We start from the raw sequence: 17,796 nt of genomic DNA on the forward strand, positions 1-17,796 counted from the left end.
CCTCCCACCCCGCGGGCATGTGGCCGGGCGTTGTCCGAGACTGCCGTTCCGCCGTGAGGCGAGTGCCGAGGAGTGTCATGTCCACGACCGTCCAGGAGTCCGTCCACGAACCCGGCCGGAGCGCCGGACCCGCACGGGAATCCGCCCTGACCGTCGGCCAGGAACGCCTCTGGTTCCTCGACCAGCTGGACCCGGGCGACCCCTCCTACAACATCCCGCTGGTGCTGCGCCTGACCGGCGAGCCGTCGACCGCGTCGCTGCGCGCCGCCCTCGACGGCGTGGTGGCCCGGCACGAGGCGCTGCGCACCCGCTTCCCCGCCGAGGACGGCCGGCCCGCCGCCGTCGTCGACGCGGCCGTACCCGTCCCGCTCGACCTCGCCGACCTGCGCGGACGCCCGCAGGACGAGGTGGCCGCCGCCCTCGCCGAGCGGGTCAACCGCGGCTTCGACCTCGCCGCCGGACCGCTGCTGCGCGCCGCACTGCTGCGCACCGGCGAGCAGGAGCACGTGCTCTGCCTCGTCCTGCACCACATCGTCGCCGACGGCTGGAGCCTCGGCCTGCTGCGCACCGAACTCGCCGAGCGCTACGCCGCCCACCGCGCCGGCGGCCCCGCGCCCGAGCTGCCGGCCCCGCCCTCCTACGCCGCCCACGCCGCCGCCGAACGCGCCTGGCTGGCCGGGCCCGAGGCCGCCGCGGCGCTCACCTACTGGCGCGAGCGGCTCGCCGACGCGCCCGCCCTGGACCTGCCGCTGGACCGGCCCCGGCCCGCCGAACCGAGCAGCGCGGGCGCCTTCCACACCCGGATCCTGCGCGGCCTCGGCCCCGAACTCGACGCCTTCGCCCGCGCCCGCCGCCTCACCCCGTTCATGGTGCTGGCCGCCGCCTACCAGGCCCTGCTGCACCGCTGCACCGGCCAGGACGACTTCTGCGTGGGCGTGCCCACCGCCGCCCGCACCACCGTCGACAGCGAACGGACCGTCGGCTACTTCTCCTCCGCTCTCGTCCTGCGCGCCGACCTCACCGGCGCCCCCACCTTCGACACCCTGCTGCGCCGGGTGCGCACCGACTGGCTCGGCGCCCTCGGCCACGGCCGGGTGCCGTTCGAGCAGCTCGCCGAGGAGCTGCGCCCGGACCGCGACCCGGGGCGCACCCCGCTCTTCCAGACCCTGCTCACCGTGCACACCCAGGACGGCGGCGCCCTCGGCGAGCACGCCTTCGCCGACCTGCGCTGCGTCGAGATCGACGGCGGCCACACCGCCGCCAAGTTCGAACTCGCCCTGGACGTCCGCCCGGACGGCGACGACCTGCAGGCCGTCCTCGGCTACCGCGCCGACCTGCTGGACGAGCCGTGGGCCGTGCGGCTCGGCCGCCGCTTCGACACCCTGCTGCGCGCCGCCCTCGCCGCCCCGGACACCCCGGTGCACCTGCTGCCGCTGCTGGACGCCGAGGAACGCGCCGACGCGGCGGCCGGCTCGGCCGGGCCCGCGCTGCCCGGGCACCCGGCGACCGTGCTCGACGCGATCGACCGGGCGGCGTCCGAGCAGCCGGATGCCCCCGCCGTCGAGGGGCGGGACGCCGACGGGCGCGACACCCGCCTCACCCGTGCCGGACTCGCCGACGCCTCGCGCGCCCTGGCCGCGCGACTGACGGCGGCCGGGGTGCGGCGCGGCGACCTGGTGGCGTTCTGCCTGCCGCGCGGACCGCACGCCGTGGTCGCCATGCTCGCCGCCTGGCGGGCCGGCGCTGGCTACCTGCCGCTGGACCCGGAGTACCCGGCCTCCCGGCTCGCCTTCATGCTGACCGACAGCGGCGCCACCGCCCTGGTCACGACGGACGGCGCGCCCGTCGAGGGACTGCCGGCCGCCGTTCCGGTGCTCGCCGCGACCGGGGGAGCGGACACCCCGCCCGCCGCCCCGTCCGCCGCCGGCGAAGCGGCCGCCGGCCCCGACGACCCCGCCTACCTCGTCTACACCTCCGGCTCCACCGGCACCCCCAAGGGCGTGCTCGTCCCGCACCGCGCGCTCGCCGCCCGGGTCGCCTGGATGCGCGAGGGCTACCGCCTCACCGCCGCCGACCGCGTCCTCCAGTACGCCTCGCTCTCCTTCGACACCTGCGCCGAGGAGGTCTTCCCGGCCCTCGCCGCCGGCGCCACCCTGGTCGTCGCGCAGGCCGGCGCCGCGCTGCCCGACCAGCTCGCCGAGCCCGCCGCCGCCGGCCTCACCGTCCTGGACCTGCCCACCCCCTACTGGCACCAGCTGGTCGCCGACCTCGACGCCACGCCCTGGCCGGCGGGCCTGCGGCTGCTGATCCTCGGCGCCGACCAGGTCCGCCCGGAGGCCGTCGCCGCCTGGCGGGCCCGGTTCGGCGACACCGTCCGGCTGGTCAACTCCTACGGGCCCACCGAGACCACCGTCATCGCCACCACCGCCGACCTCGGCGCGGCCGACACCGCCCGGCGCCCCCCGATCGGGCGGCCGATCGGGGGCACCACCGTCGCCGTGCTCGACCGACACGGCCGCCCCGTGCCGCCCGGCACCCCCGGCGAACTCGTCGTCGGCGGGGCCGGCGTCACCGGCGGCTACCTCGGCCGCCCGGGCGCCACCGCCCGCGCGTTCGTGCCCGACCCGGACGGTCCGCCCGGCGCCCGCCGCTACCGCACCGGCGACCTGGTGCGCCGGCGCGGCGACGGCGCGCTGGAGTTCCTCGGCCGGATCGACGCCCAGGTCAAGGTGCGCGGCTACCGGGTCGAGCCCGGCGAGGTGGAGTCCGCGCTGCTCGCGCAGCCCGGCGTCGGCCAGGCCGCCGTACTGGCCCGCGCGGACCGCCTGCTCGGCTACGTCGTGCCGGAAGCCCTGCCGGACGCCGAGCCGAACACCCCCGCCCCCGCCCCCGCCACCGACCCCGCCGCGCTGCGCGCCGCGCTCGCCGCCACCCTGCCCGCCCACCTCGTCCCCAACGCCGTCCTCGTCCTCGATGCCCTGCCGCTCACCCCCAACGGCAAGCTCGACCACCGCGCGCTGCCCGACCCCGACACCCGCCCCGAGCTGCGCGCCGCCTACCTCGCCCCGCGCACCGAGGCGGAGGAGCTGGTCGCCGAGGTCTGGCAGGAGGTCCTGGGCCTCGACCGGGTCGGCGTCCACGACGACTTCTTCGACCTCGGCGGCCACTCCCTGCTCGCCACCCGGGTCGTCGCCCGCATCCGCGCCGCGGCCGACCTCGGCGTGCCGCTGCGCACCCTCTTCACCCACCGCACGGTGGCCGCCTTCGCCGACGCCGTCGAAGCCGCCCTGGTCGCCGAACTCGACGCGCTGTCCGACGACGCCGCCGAGGAACTGCTCGCCGCGCAGGACGCCCTGGAAGGGACCGCTACGCCGTCATGAGCACCGACACCGCCCCCACCCCCACCCCTTCCGGGTCCTCCGCCGGGCTCACCGCAGCCAAGCGCGAACTGCTCAGCCGCCGCCTGCGCGGCCGCACCGCAGCCCGGCAGACGATCGCCCGCCGCGCCGCCGACGCGCCGGTGCCGCTCTCCTACGCCCAGGAGCGGCTCTGGTTCATGGAGCAGTTCGCCCCCGGCACCGCCGCCTACAACATCCCGGTCGTGCGCCGGCTGCGCGGCCCGCTCGACGTCCCCGCCCTGCGCCGCGCCCTGGACGCCTCCCTCGCCCGGCACGAGACCCTGCGCTCGCGCTACCCGGCCACCGACGACGGCCGCCCGCTGCTGGTCATCGACCCGCCCGGCCCCGCCGACCTCACCCTCGCCGAGGCCGACGACGCCGCGCACGCCGAACGGCTGGTCGACGAGGCCGCCGCCGTTCCCTTCGACCTGGAGCACGGCCCGCTGCTGCGCGCCCACCTCGTCCGGCTCGCCGCCGACGACCACGTGCTGCTGCTCGTCGTCCACCACAGCGTCAGCGACGGCTGGTCCAGCGAGGTGCTGCTCGGCGAGGTCCTGCGCGGCTACGCCGCCCGCGCCGCCGGAAAGCCCGACCCGCTGCCCGAACTAGCCGTCCAGTACGGTGACTTCGCGATCTGGCAGCGCGAGCGGCTGAGCGGTGACCGACTGGCCGCCGAGGTCGCCCACTGGGCCCGCGAGCTGGCGGGCGTCGAACCCCTCGAACTCGCCTGCGCCGCCCCCCGGCCGCCGCGCCAGACCTTCGACGGCGCCGGCTACGGCTTCGAGGTCGACCGCGCGCTGCTCGACCGGCTGACCGCCCTCGGCAAGCGGTACGACGCCACCGTCTACATGGTGCTGCTCGCCGCCTTCCAGACCCTGCTCGCCCGGTTCAGCGGCCAGCGCGACTTCGCCGTCGGCTCGCCCATCGCCGGCCGACCCGAGCCCGAACTCGAAGCGCTGGTCGGCATGTTCGTCAATGTGCTGGCGCTGCCCGCCCGGCTGGACGGCGACCCGACCTTCACCGAGCTGCTCCGCCGCACCCGGGACACCTGCCTGGAGGCCTACGCCCACCAGGAGCTGCCGTTCGCCCAGCTGGTCACCGAGCTCAAGGTCCCCCGCGACGTCAGCCGCCCGCCGGTCTTCCAGGCCGTGCTCGCCGTGCAGAACTACGCGGTCCAGCGCGAGGCCGCCGCCTCCGGCGAACTCCCCGTCGAGGTAGAGCCGTTCGGCGTGCGCGCCAGCGGCACCCGGTTCGACCTGGAGCTGTTCCTCCAGGAGTGGCCGCAGGGCCTGCTCGGCTCGTTCAACTACAACACCGACCTCTTCGCCGAGGCCGACATCGCCCGCCTCGCCGAGCACCTGGGCCGGCTGCTGAGCGCCGTCGCCGACCGCCCGGACACCCCGCTGTCCGCCCTCGACGACCTCCCCGAGGCCGAACGCGCCTTCGAGATCGAGCGGTTCAACGACACCGCGGCCGACCGGCCGGCCACCACCCTGACCGCCCTGGTCGCCGAGCAGATCGCCCGCACCCCCGAGGCCGTCGCCGTCTCCTTCGAGGACGGCGCGAGCCTGACTTACCGTCAGCTCGACGCCGCCGCCGACCGGATCGCCGCCCGGCTGGCCGCCGAGGGCGTCGGCCCCGGCAGCCTCGTCGCGATCAGCGCCGAACGCTCGCCCGAACTCGTCGCCGGCCTGCTCGGCGTGCTGCGCACCGGCGCCGGCTACACCCCGCTGGAACCGGGCTACCCCGCCGAACGGCTCGCCTTCCTGCTCGCCGACAGCGCCGCCCCCGTCCTGCTCACCCAGCGGCGGCTGCCCGTCCCCGACGGCTGCACCGCCCGGGTCCTGCTCCTCGACGACCCCGCCGAGTGGCCCAAGGTCCGCGCCAAGGCCCCGCGGCCCGCCGGGCCCGCCCCCGACGACACCGCCTACCTGATCTACACCTCCGGCTCGACCGGCCGCCCCAAGGGCGTGCCCAACACCCACCGGGCCATCGCCAACCGCCTCCAGTGGATGCAGGACACCTACCGGATCGGCCCCGCGGACCGCGTCCTGCAGAAGACCCCGGCCGGATTCGACGTCTCCGTCTGGGAGTTCTTCTGGCCGCTGATCACCGGCGCCCGGATCGTCCTCGCCAAGCCCGGTGGCCAGAAGGACGCCGGCTACCTGCGCGACCTGATGGTGCGGGCCGGCGTCACGGTCGCCCACTTCGTGCCCGCCATGCTCACCGTCTTCCTGGCCGAGGACGGCATCGAGCGCTGCACCACCCTGCGCCGGGTGGTGTGCAGCGGCGAGGCCCTGCCGCCGGACACCGCGCGGGAGTTCACCACCCGCCTGCCCGACTGCGCGCTCGCCAACCTGTACGGGCCCACCGAGGCCGCCGTCGACGTCTCCTCCTGGGAGTGCGAGGGCCCGCTGCGGGTCGTCCCGATCGGGCTGCCGATCGACAACACCCGCCTGTACGTGCTGGACCGGGCCCTGCGGCCGGTGCCGCCCGGCGCCCCCGGCGAACTCCACATCGGCGGCACCGCCGTCGCCCTCGGCTACCACCGCCGCCCCGGCCTCACCGCCGCCCGCTTCGTCCCCGATCCCTACGGTCCGCCCGGCTCCCGGCTCTACCGCACCGGCGACCTCGCCCGCCGCCGCCCCGACGGCACCCTCGAACACCTCGGCCGGATCGACCAGCAGGTCAAGATCCGCGGCCTGCGCATCGAACCCGGAGAGACCGAGGCCGCCCTGCGCGCCCAGCCCGGCATCGCCGACGCCTCCGTGGTGGTCCGCGAGGACCGGCCCGGCGACAAGCGCCTCACCGGTTACCTCGTCCCCGCCCCCGGCGCCGACGAGCCCGACCCGGCCGCCCTGCGCGCCACCCTCAAGCGCACCCTGCCCGACCACCAGGTGCCCGCCGCCTTCGCCGTCCTGCCCGCCCTGCCGCTCACCCCCAACGGCAAGCTCGACCGCCGCGCCCTGCCCGCGCCGCGGATCCACCGTGACGCCGGGGCCGCCAAGCCCGCGACCGAGGCCGAACGGGTGCTCGCCGCGATCTGGGCCGAGGTGCTCGGCCTGCCCGAGGTCGGCACCGACGAGGACTTCTTCGACCTCGGCGGGCACTCGCTGCTCGCCACCCAGGTGGTCGCCAAGGCCCGCAAGCGGCTCACCGAGGCCGGCGCCCGCCCGGTCAGCGTGATGGACCTCTTCACCTGCCGCACCGTCCGCGACCTCGCCGCCCTCGCCACGCTCGACGAGCAGGACCGCGGCCCGCGCCGCCTGCTGCACCGGCTCACCCGGCCCGTCCCGGCCGAACGCCGCCGGCTCACCCTGGTCTGCGTCCCGTACGGCGGCGGCAGCGCCGTCGTCTACCAGCCGGTCGCCGACCTGCTGCCCGCCGACACCGAACTGTGGGCCGTCGCGATCCCTGGCCACGACATCGGCGTCACCGAACAGCACCTGCCCTTCGACGAGTTGGCCGAACAGCTGGCCGCCGAGGTGCGCGAGCGGGTCGACGGACCGGTCGTCGTCTACGGCCACTGCGGCGTCGGCACCGCGCTCGCCGTCGCCACCGCCCGGCTGCTGGAGGCCTCCGGCCGGGAACTCGAAGCCGTCTACGCCGGTGCCCAGTTCCCGTTCGCCAAGCCGCGCAGCAAGGTGCTCACCGCGCTCAGCGGGATCGCCGCCCTGGAGCCGCTGCTCGGCGACCGGGTCTACCTCAACTGGCTCACCGGCATGGGCGTCGACACCTCCGAACTCGACCAGGAACAGGTCCGGTTCATCGTCGGCAACATGCGCCGCGACTCCAAGGCCGCCGAGGCGTACTTCACCCGCGCCATCGAGGAGGTCGCCGCCGGCGCGCCCCGGCTGCGCGCCCCGCTGGTCTCGCTGGTCGGCGACCACGACCCGGCCGCCGACTTCTATCAGGAGCGGTACCGCGAATGGCTGCTGCTCGCCGAGCGCTCCGCCGTCGCGGTGCTCGACCAGGGTGGGCACTTCTTCGTCAAGTACCGTGCGGCGGAGGTCGTCGAGGCCGTCACCACGGTGCACCGCGCCGTCCTCGACGGGCGGACCGACACTCTGCCCGCGCGCGGCCCGGACAGCTCCTGGTGGTTCCACGGCGAGACCGGCGCACCGGTCCGCGAGGAGGAGGTACGGCAGCCGCAGGAGCCGGTGGCGGAGGGGCCGCAGCCCAGCATGGGCCGCTTCCTGGCCGTCGCCGCGGGCCAGTTGGTCTCCATCACCGGCTCGGCGCTCACCGAGTTCGCGCTGCCGATCTGGATCCTGCTGGAGACCGGCTCGATGGCCCGGTACGCGCTCTACGCCGTCATCGCCATGCTGCCCGGCATCGTCGTCGGTCCGCTGGCCGGCGCCCTGGTCGACCGACTGGACCGGCGCAAGGTCATGCTCGCCGGGGACATCGGCGCCGGGGCCACCCAGGCCGCCATGCTCGCCCTGCTGCTGGCGGGACAGCTGCACTCCTGGCAGGTCTACGTCCTGCTCGGCGTGCTCTCCGTCGCCCTCACCTTCCAACGCCTCGCCTACGCCTCCGCGGTGCCCCAGATCGTCCCCAAGCAGTACCTGGGTCATGCCAACGGCGTCGTCCAACTCGCCTTCGGGGCAGCGCAGTTCGTCGTTCCTCTGGTCGCCGTCGCGCTGCTCGCCGCGATCGGCCTGCGCGGCATCCTGATCATCGACGTGGCCAGCTACACCATCGCCGTGGGCATCCTGCTGGCGGTGCGCTTCCCGCGCACCCTGCCGTGGACCAGGCGCGAACCGCTGGTGGAGGAGATCAAGCAGGGCTTCGGCTACTCCTGGCGCCAGCGCGGCTTCCGCTCCATGCTGCTCTGGTTCGCCGGACTGAACGTCTTCCTCTCCCCGCTGTTCCTGCTCACCACCCCGATGGTGCTCGCCTTCTCCGACCTGAACGGCGCCGCCCGGGTCGCCGTCGCCGGCGGCGCCGGGGCCCTGCTCGGCGGCATCGCCATGGGCTTCTGGGGCGGACCGCGCCGCCACCGGCTGCGCGGCATGCTCGGCCTGGCCGCCGTCCTCGCCCTGGCCGGCGCCGTCACCGGCCTGCACGCCGGACTCTGGGTGATCGCCGCCGGCGCGTTCGGGATGTCCTTCGCGCTCTCCCTGGTCAACGGCGTCTACTCGACGATCGTCCAGGTCAAGGTGCCGCAGCGGTTCCACGGCCGGGTCTTCGCGCTGAACACCCTGGTCGCCTGGTCCACCCTGCCGCTCGGCCACGGCGTGATCGCCCCGCTCGGTTCGGCCGTGTTCGGCCCGCTGATGGAGCCGGACGGCGCGCTCGCCCCGGTCTTCGGCCCGCTGATCGGCACCGGACCCGGGCGCGGCATCGCCCTGATGTACGTGCTGTTCGGGCTCGCCATGCTCGTCCTGGTCGCCGTCGGCCTACGGCTGCCCGCCCTCGCCCGCTTCGACCGCGAGGTGCCGGACGCCGAGCCGGACGACCTGGTCGGCCTGCGCGAACGCGCCCGCGTGGCCGCCGCCCGCGCCGCCGCCCGCAGGACCTCGGACGCCACCCGGGAGGCCGCGTGAACCGCGCCGTCCCCACCGGCCTGCCCCAGCTGCTCGCCCACCGGGCCGCCGCCCACCCCGAGCGGACCGCCGTCGTCAACGGCGCCGACCGGCTCGACTTCGGCGCCTGGCAGGCCCGCTCCGGCGCCCTGGCCGCCGCCCTGTGCGCCGCCGGACTGCGCCCCGGCGACCGGGTCGGCCTGCGCCACGGCACCGCCGACTGGGCGGCCTACGCCGTCGCCCACCTCGCCGTGCTGCGGGCCGGCGGCGTCGCCGTCCCGCTCTCCGACCGGCTCGCGCCCGCCGTCACCGCGCACGCCCTCGCCGACTCGGGCGCGGCGCTGCTGCTGCACACCGGAAGCACCCCGGACGTCGCCGGGGTGCGCACCCTGACCGAGGCCGACGCCGCCGGCCACCCCACCGAGCCGGACCTGCCGCTCGTCGACCCGGGCGCGCCCGCCCAGATCCTCTACACCTCCGGCACCACCGGCACCCCCAAGGGCGTCACCGCCACCCACGCCAACCTGGCGTACGGCTGCACCCTCGACGAGCGCCGCCGCCCGCTGCGCCACTCCCGGGCCTTCCTGCACGCCTTCCCGGTCGGCACCAACGCCGGGCAGACCATGCTGGTCAACGCGCTCAACGCGCACGCCACCTGCGTCGCCGCCCCGCAGTTCACCCCGCTGCGGTTCGTCCGGCTGATCGCCGAACACGGCATCGGCAGCGTCTTCCTGGTCCCCGCCATGGCGATCGAACTGCTCGCCTCGGCGGCCCTGGCCAAGGCCGACCCGAGCGGCGTGCGGCTGGTCGGCTCCACGGCCGCCGCGCTGCCCCAGCCGGTCGCGCTGGCGCTCAGCAAGGCCTTCCCGCGCGCCCAGATCGCCAACTACTACACCTCCACCGAGGCCGCCCCCGCCCAGATCACCCTGCTGTTCGACCCCGAGCACCCGGACTCGCCCGGGCAGCCCGCCTCGCTCGCCGACCTGCGGATCACCGACGCCGACGGCCGGCCGCTGCCGCCCGGCGAGGCGGGCGAGCTGTGGCTGCGCTCGCCCACGGCGCCGCGCGGCTACCTCGGCGAGCGCGACGGCGCGGTGTTCCAGGGCCGGTGGGTGCGGATGGGCGACCTCGGCCGGATCGACGCCGACGGCTTCCTGCACCTGCTCGACCGGGAGAAGGACGTCGTCAAGTCCGGTGCCCACAAGGTCTCCACGCTCCAGGTCGAGAACGCCCTGCACGCCCACCCGCAGATCGCCGACGCCGCCGCGTTCGGCGTCCCGCACCCCGTGCTCGGCGCGGTGGTCGCCGCCGTGCTGGTGCCCGCACCGGGCGCCGAGCCGCCGACCGCCGCCGAGCTGCGGACCTTCCTGCTCGGCCACCTCGCCGCGCACGAGCTGCCGGCCACCGTGCTGTTCCGCGAGGCGCTGCCGCGCAACGAGGGCGGCAAGGTGCTCAAGCGCGAGCTGCGCCGACTGGTGGCCGGTGACGGCCCCGTCGAGCCCCCCACCGCCGGCCAGACCCCGACCACCAGCGAGGCCAACCGATGACCACCCCGCTCAGTCCCGCCCAGCACGGCATCTGGCTCACCGAGCAGACCCTCGACGCCGGTGCCGCCTACCACCTCGCCGTCACCGTGGAGTTGACCGGCCCGCTCGACACCGCGGCCCTCGCCGGGGCCTGCGCCCGGGTGGTCCGGCAGCACCCGGTGCTCGCCGGGCGGATCGACCCCGACGGCCCCGCCGTGCGGCCCGGGCCCGCGCCCGGGCTGCGGACCGTCGACTGCCCGGCCGAGGACCTGGAGAAGCTGCTCGCCGACGAGGGCGCCGCCCGCTTCGACCTGGCGGCCGGCCCGCTCGCCCGGTTCACCCTGTACCGGACGGCCGCCGAGCGGCACGTGCTGCTGGTCACCGCCCACCACCTGGCCTTCGATGGCGAGTCCAAGGACCGGCTGGTCGCCGACCTCACCGCTGCCCACCGGGGCGAGCCGCTCGCCGCCCCGCCCGTCGTCGCGGTGGCGGACGGCGGGCCGTCCGCCGAAGCCGCCGGGCCGTCCCCCGAAGCCGCCGCCGGGTACTGGGCCGAGCGGTGGCGCGAGCCCGGCCTGCCGGTCCTGCCCGGGCTGCGGCCCGTCACCGACCCGGGCACCGCCCCCGGCACCCTGCCCGGGCCCGGGGCCGCCACCGGGTTCCGGCTCGACGGTGCCCGGCACACCGCGCTCGTCGCCACCGCCGAGCGCCTGGGCGTCACCCGCTTCGAACTCCTGACCGCCGCCTGGCACGCGCTGCTGCTGCGCTACGGCAACCCGGTGCCGGCCACCGCCGTCGAGCTGTCCGTCCGCCGCCCCGGCGAGCCGGTCGCGGTGGGCCTGGCCGTCAACGAACTGCCGCTGTTCACCGCCCCGTCGGCGGACGCGTCGTTCGCCGAGTTCGCCCGCTCGGTGCGGGCCGGGCTGCGGGAGCTCTACCCGCACCGGGACGTCCCGCTCGGGCGGGCGGTGCGCGGACTCGCCCCGCGCACCGCGATCACCCCGCTGTCCGTCAGCTACCGCCGCCGCCCCGCCGGCACGCCGCGGCCCGACTTCGGCCCCGGCGTCGCCGCCACCGTCCGCTGGATCGGCTTCGCGGGCACCGCCCGCAACCTCGCCCACCTGCAACTCGTCGACTCCGAAGGCTCCTTGGACGTCAGCCTGCAGTACCGGACGGAGGCCTTCGGGCCCGGCGCGGCCGAGCGGATCGCGGGCCACCTCGCCACCCTGCTGGACGGCGCGCTCGCCGACCCCGCCACCCCGGTCGGCGATCTGCCGCTGCTCGGCGCCGACGAGCTGGCCGCCCAACTCGCCGCGCCCGCGACGGAACCCGGGCTCGCCCGGGCGACCGTCCCGGCGCTGTTCGCCGCCCGCGCCGCCGCCGCCCCGGAGGCCGTCGCCCTGGTCGCCGACGGCACCGCGTACCGCTACCGGGAACTCGCCCGGCTGGTGGCGCACGCCGCCGCCGCGCTCACCCGGCACGGCGCCGGGCCCGGCACCCTGGTCGGCATCGCACTGCCGCGCTGCCGGGACCAACTCGTCGCCGTGCTCGGTGTGCTGGCGGCCGGTGCGGCCTATCTTCCGCTCGACCCGGAGTACCCCGCCGACCGGCTCGCCTTCCTGCGCGCCGACTCCGGCCTCAACCTGCGTATCACCCGCGAGCCGTCGGCTCCCGGCGACCTCGCCCCGGGCGACCTCGCGCCCACCGATGCGGCCGCCGACACCGACGTCGACCTGCCCACCGGCCCTCCGCCCGAGCATCCCGCCTACGTCCTCTACACCTCCGGCTCCACCGGCACCCCCAAGGGCGTCGAGGTGCCGCACGGCGCGCTCGCCAACCTGCTCGGCAGCCTGCGCGACCACCTCGGCGCCCGCCCCGAGGACCGCTGGCTCGGCCTGACCTCGCTCTCCTTCGACATCTCCACCGTCGAACTGCTGCTGCCGCTCGTCACCGGCGGCCGCGTCGTCCTGGCCCCCGAGGGCGCCCACCGCGACGGGCCCGCACTCCTCGACCTGATCGCGCGCGAGGGGGTGAGCCACGTCCAGGCCACGCCCAGCGGCTGGCGGGTCCTGCTGGAGGCGGGCCTCGCGGGCGCGTGCTCCGACGGCCTGACCGCACTCACCGGCGGCGAGGCCCTGCCCGCCCCGCTCGCCGCCGACCTCGCCGCCGCCACCGCCCGGCTGGTCAACGTCTACGGCCCCACCGAGACCACCGTCTGGTCCACCCTGGCCGAACCCGCCGCCCCCGACGGCCGGGTGAGCATCGGCGCACCGCTCGCCAACACCCGTGCCTACGTCCTCGACGAGCGGCTGCGACCCGTCCCGTACGGGCTGCCCGGCGAGCTGTACCTCGGCGGCGCGGGCGTCGCGCACGGCTACCGGGGCCGCCCCGGGCTGACCGCCCGCCGTTTCCTGCCCGACCCCTACGGCCCGCCCGGCGCCCGGATCTACCGCACCGGCGACCTCGTCCGGCGCCACCCGGGCGGCGGACTGGAGTTCGTCGGCCGCGCCGACACCCAGGTCAAGCTGCGCGGCCACCGGATCGAACTCGGCGAGATCGAGGCCCGGTTAGCCGACCACCCGGCCGTCGCCCAGGCCGCCGCCACCCTGCACGGCCCCGACGGGGACCGCCGCCTCGCCGCCTACGTCGTCCCCGCCGGGCCCGCGGCGCCCAGCGCCGAGGAACTGCGTGCGCACCTCGCGGCCACCCTGCCGACCGCCGTCCTGCCGGGCACGTACACCGTGCTCGACGCGTTCCCGCTCACCCCCAACGGCAAGCTGGACCGTGCCGCGCTGCCCGAGCCCGCCGTCGAACGCGCCGTCGAGCGCGGCGGGCCGGCGGACCCGGGCGGAACGGGGGAGGAGCCGGACGCCGGCCCGGACACCGTCGCCGTGCTCGCCATCTGGCGCGAGGTGCTGCGGCTGGACGACCTCGGTCCCGACGAGGACTTCTTCGACCTCGGCGGCCACTCGCTGCTGATCACCGCGATCGCCGCCCGGATCCGCCAACAGCTCGGCGTGGCCGTGCCGTTGGACGTCTTCTTCGACACCCCCACCGCGCGCGGCGTCGCCGCTGCCGTCACCGACCTGCGTCAGGAGTGAACCCCATGAGTCCTGTGAACCCCGTGAACCCCGTGAGCAGCACCGAAGCCCCGTACCGGGTGGTCGTCAACGACGAGGAGCAGCACGCCCTCTGGCCCGCCGCCGCCCCGCTGCCCGCCGGCTGGCGCGCCGAGGGGTTCACCGGCACCGAGGAGGAGTGCGCCGCCCACGTCGACCGCGTCTGGTCGGACATCCGCCCGCTCAGCCTGCGCCGCCGCCTCGCCGAGCAGACCGGTGGTGATGCCCGATGACCGCCCCCGCCGACCCCGCCCCCGTACGCGCCCGCCTCGCCGAACTGGTCAGCGCCGCCACCGACGGGCAGCTCACCGTCGCCGAACTCCTCGCCTCCGAGGACTCGTTGACCGCCCTCGGCGTCTCCTCGCTGGCCCTGCTGCGGCTCGCCGACAGCCTGGAGGAGGAGTTCGAGGTGCTGATCGACCTCGGCGACCCCGCCCTGCACGCCGAGGGCCTGACCGCCCTCGCCGCCCGCCTGTACGGGCACGCCGGATGAACGGAGCGACCACCGCCGCAGGCCCCGCTTCCACAACGGCCCGCACCGCCCCCTCGGCCGTCCCCTTCAGCGTCGCCTTCACCGGCACCCGGGCCGGTCGCGCCCCGCTCACCTGGGGCCAGCGCGCGATCTGGCACGCCATCGGCCGCACGGCGCCCAACGATCACTACTTCAACCTCGGCCGGATCCTCCCGCTCGCCGACCGCGGCGCGCCCGTCGACGAGCCGCGGCTGGCGGCGGCCGTCGCCGCGCTGCTCGACCGGCACGAGGCGCTGCGCACCCGGCTCGCCCTGGGCGAGGACGGCGATCCCGGTCAACTCCTCTGCGCGGAAGGGGAGATCGCCGTCGAGGTGCGCGAGGAGGCAGACCCGGCGCGCACCGGGCCGGCCGCCGAGCAGCTGCTGGCCAAGCTCACCGGACGGCGCTTCGACTACACGGGGGAGTGGCCCGTGCGCTTCGGCGCGGTGCGCTGCGGCGGGCGGATCACCCACGTCGTGTTCGCCCTGTGCCACCTCGCCGCGGATGGTCACGGCGCCGAGGTGCTGGTGCGCGACCTGCGGCTGCTGGTCCGGCGCGGTTCGGCCGGCCGCCCCGCCGCCGTCACCCCGTACGACCTCGCGCACGCGCAGGCCGGACCGGCCGGGCGGCGCCGGGGCGCGGCGGCGCTGGCCCGCTGGGAGGCCGACCTGCGGCGGATGCCGCCGACGATGTTCGCCGAACCGGTGGCCGAGCCGCGCGCGCCCCGGTTCTGGACCGGGCGGCTGGTGTCGGCGGCGCTGCCCCGGGCGGTGGACGCGCTCGCGGCCGTCCACCAGGTCAGCGGCTCGACCGTGCTGCTCGCCGCCGCCGCGGCCCTGGTCGCCGCCGACCGCGGCCACCCGTCGGCGGCCGTCATGCCGATCGCCGGGAACCGGGCCGCCGCCGATCACCGTGACCTGGTCAGCACGCTCTCCCAGGACGCCCTGGTCGTGCTCGACCTGCCCGAGGACCTCGACGGCGGCGCCGTCTTCACGGACCTGCTGCCCGCGGCCTGGCGCGCCGCCCTGGCCGGCTACCGGGCGGCCGCCTACGACCCGGTGGAGTGGGACGCCCTGCTCGCCCGGATCGCGCGCGAACGCGGCACCGAGGTGCATCCGTACTGCTGCTTCAACGACATGCGGCTCGTGGAACGGCCGCTATCGGCCGCGGAGTCGCCGACGGCGGAGGAGCTGGCCGGGCTGCGGCGGCGCACCGTGCTGGACTTCCCGGCGACCCAGGAGCTCGTCGCCTGCCGGTACTGCCTGCACCTCACCGGCGACGACTCGGCGCTCACCGTCACGCTCACCGCCGACACCGCTCACCTGCCGCCGGCGGCGATCCACGCCCACCTGCGGGCGATCGAGGAGGTGCTGGTCGCCTCGGCCGCCGGTGACCCGCCCCGGCTCGCGGCACTGCCCGGGCTGCTGGACCGGTTCACCGACCGCGTGTCCACCGACCGCGTGTCCATCGCCGAGCACGGGTCCGCCACCGAGCACGCGTCCGCCGCCGACCGCGAGTCCGCCGCCGACCGCGAGTCCGCCGCCGACCGCGAGTCTGCCGAGCACCGGGACCCGGCCTCGTGACGGCGGCCGACCCCGACGGCGTCCCGCGTCCGCTCGCCGCCGCCGAGGCGACCTCCTGCGTCCAGGGCGGCCGGCTCCGCTTCCGCCTCGGCGCCCGGGGCATCGCGGGCCGCCCGCTGCGCGGCCGGGTGGTCGTCACCGACGAGGTGAGCGGGGAGGTTCGGCTGAAGGCGGCCCTCACCGGCGTCACCCGGTGGGAGCTTGACGTCCCCGCGCACTGGCCGAGTTCGCTCTACCGGGCCAGCTTCCACGACGAGCGCTCCGAGCAGCCCGCGCCCGAGTGCGACGCGGAGCACGAGGTGTGGTTCGTCGTGCGCGCCGCCCGCCCCGGCGCCGGTTCCGGCATCCTGGTCTCGATCCCGTTCGCCACCTGGCGCGCCTACCACCGGGCCGGCCAGACCGGCCGGGGCCTCTACTACGCCGAGCAGCCCGACCGCGCCGCCCGGGTCAGGATCGACGCCCCCGGCGGCGGACCGCCCCCCGAGCGCTGGGAGGAGCCGCTGCTGCGCTGGCTGCCCCGGGCGGGGTACCCGGTCGAGTACTGCTCGGGCTTCGACCTGGACGACCGCTCCTTCACCCGAGCCCTGTCCCGCTACCGGCTGTTGGTGGTCAACGGGCACGACGAGTACTGGTCCGCCGGCATGCGGGACCGCGTGGAGGAGTTCGCCCGACGGGGCGGCAACCTGGCGTTCTTCGCGGCCAACACGGCCTGGTGGCAGATTCGGATCGAGGAGGAGCCCGACGGCGGTCGCTCGCTGGTCTGCCACCGTGATGCCGCCGCCGACCCGGTGACCGCCACCGACCCGCGCCGGGCCACCGTCGAGTGGTCCAGCTCCCCGGTCGAGCGGCCCGAGAACGCCATGACCGGCGTCAGCTTCCGCAACGGCGCCGGAGCCTGGGGCGACGGCATGGCGGTGATCGGCCGCGAGTCCTACACCGTGCGCTTCGCCGACCACTGGGTCTTCGAGGGCACCGGCCTGGCCGACGGCGAGGTCTTCGCACGCGGCTCGCTCGGCTACGAGACGGACGCCGCCGAACTCGACTGGTCCGCCGGTGTGCCCCGGGCCACCGGGCGGGACGGCACACCGCGCTCCTTCGCCGTGCTCGCCACCGCCGATCTGCGGCACTGGCGCCGGCACGGACAGGGCGGCTGGGCGACCATGGGCGTGTTCCGGCTCGGCGCCGGCACCGTCTTCAACGCCGCCACCATCAACTGGGGCCGGGCACTGGGTGACCCGGTGGTCGACCGGATCACCCGCAATGTGCTGGACCGGCTCGGCGGCGCCGCACCGGTGCCGCGCTGGCACACCGTCGGGCGGGCGGACGGCGTCCGCGCGCTCGCCGCCTGCGAGGGACTGCTGTTCGCGGTGGCCGCCGACGGCACCACGCTGCTGCACCGGGAGCCGTCCGACCAGAACCTGCCGTGGACGCCGTGCCCACCGGCCGAGCGCCCACCGGCCGCGGACCCACTGACCGAGCGCCGGCTGCCGAGGATCCGCTGCCTCACCGCACCGCGCGAGGCCGCCGGCCCGATCCCGCTGGCCCTGCTCGCCGTCACGGAGGACGACCGCCTCCTCGCCCGCGACCCCGTCCCCGGCCCGGCCCCCTGGACCCCCGTCGGTCGCACCCCGCCCGGCACCGCAGCCCTCGCGATGTGCGACGGCACGCTGTTCGCCGTCACCCCGCACGACGACACCCTGCACCACCGCCCCGCCACCGACCCGGACGCCCCCTGGCGCCCCCTGTGCCGCGCGGGGAACGCCACCACCCTCACCGTCCTCAACGGACGCCTGCACGCCACCACCCCCGCCGGCCTCACCACCCGCCCGCCGACCACCACCCCGGACCCACCCTTCACCCCCGCCACCCCGTTCCCCCCGACCCGCACCCTCACCTCCCACGCCGGCCGGCTCCTCTCGACCACCCCCACCGGCCACCTCCTCACCCACCCCGCCCCGCTGACCCAGGGCGCCGGGCCGGGGCCGTCCAGTACGGTGAGGGCGAACGAGAGGAGGGGCGGGGCGGATGTCCACAGAGCCCGGGGGTGGTCTGAGTGCCGATGAGGCGGTCCGTGCGATGCTGCTTCTCATGCCGAGGGTGGCGGCGCGGTTGAAGCGCACGCCGGTGCCCG

8 protein-coding genes are annotated in these 17,796 nt (G+C 76.6%); all 8 read left to right on the forward strand.

The annotated features are described in order from the left end of the window. Nucleotides 1–77: 77 nt before the first annotated feature. The 8 genes from ACFU9E_RS19010 to ACFU9E_RS19045 are packed head-to-tail and all read left to right on the forward strand — an operon-like array spanning nt 78 to nt 17,728. Nucleotides 78–3,380, forward strand: coding sequence for an amino acid adenylation domain-containing protein (locus ACFU9E_RS19010; protein ID WP_380715169.1), 3,303 nt, complete (start codon nt 78–80; stop codon nt 3,378–3,380). Next, nucleotides 3,377–8,947, forward strand: a complete 5,571-nt coding sequence (locus ACFU9E_RS19015; RefSeq protein ID WP_380681736.1) for an amino acid adenylation domain-containing protein — start codon at nt 3,377–3,379, stop codon at nt 8,945–8,947. The genes ACFU9E_RS19010 and ACFU9E_RS19015 overlap by 4 nt, the downstream gene beginning before the upstream one ends. Continuing rightward, nucleotides 8,944–10,473, forward strand: a complete 1,530-nt coding sequence (locus tag ACFU9E_RS19020; protein ID WP_380715171.1) for a class I adenylate-forming enzyme family protein — start codon at nt 8,944–8,946, stop codon at nt 10,471–10,473. Before ACFU9E_RS19015 ends, ACFU9E_RS19020 begins: the two co-directional genes overlap by 4 nt. Further along, the gene (locus tag ACFU9E_RS19025; RefSeq protein WP_380686188.1) at nt 10,470–13,553 is read left to right on the forward strand and encodes an amino acid adenylation domain-containing protein; all 3,084 of its coding nucleotides are present in this window, start codon (nt 10,470–10,472) and stop codon (nt 13,551–13,553) included. The genes ACFU9E_RS19020 and ACFU9E_RS19025 overlap by 4 nt, the downstream gene beginning before the upstream one ends. 32 nt (nt 13,554–13,585) lie before the next feature. After that, a complete protein-coding gene (locus tag ACFU9E_RS19030; protein WP_380686190.1) occupies nt 13,586–13,804 on the forward strand; it encodes an MbtH family protein in 219 nt (72 codons plus the stop codon). Next, on the forward strand, nt 13,801–14,064 hold the full coding sequence (locus ACFU9E_RS19035; protein ID WP_380686192.1) for a phosphopantetheine-binding protein: 264 nt from the start codon (nt 13,801–13,803) through the stop codon (nt 14,062–14,064). The genes ACFU9E_RS19030 and ACFU9E_RS19035 overlap by 4 nt, the downstream gene beginning before the upstream one ends. After that, on the forward strand, nt 14,061–15,665 hold the full coding sequence (locus ACFU9E_RS19040) for a condensation domain-containing protein (protein WP_380686194.1): 1,605 nt from the start codon (nt 14,061–14,063) through the stop codon (nt 15,663–15,665). Before ACFU9E_RS19035 ends, ACFU9E_RS19040 begins: the two co-directional genes overlap by 4 nt. After that, nucleotides 15,662–17,728 carry a N,N-dimethylformamidase beta subunit family domain-containing protein gene (locus ACFU9E_RS19045; protein ID WP_380686196.1) on the forward strand — a complete coding sequence of 689 codons (2,067 nt, stop codon included), beginning with the start codon at nt 15,662–15,664 and terminating at the stop codon, nt 17,726–17,728. Before ACFU9E_RS19040 ends, ACFU9E_RS19045 begins: the two co-directional genes overlap by 4 nt. Nucleotides 17,729–17,796 lie beyond the last annotated feature (68 nt).

The organism is Kitasatospora sp. NPDC057595 (assembly GCF_042800875.1).
In the GTDB taxonomy this organism is placed as follows: domain Bacteria; phylum Actinomycetota; class Actinomycetes; order Streptomycetales; family Streptomycetaceae; genus Kitasatospora.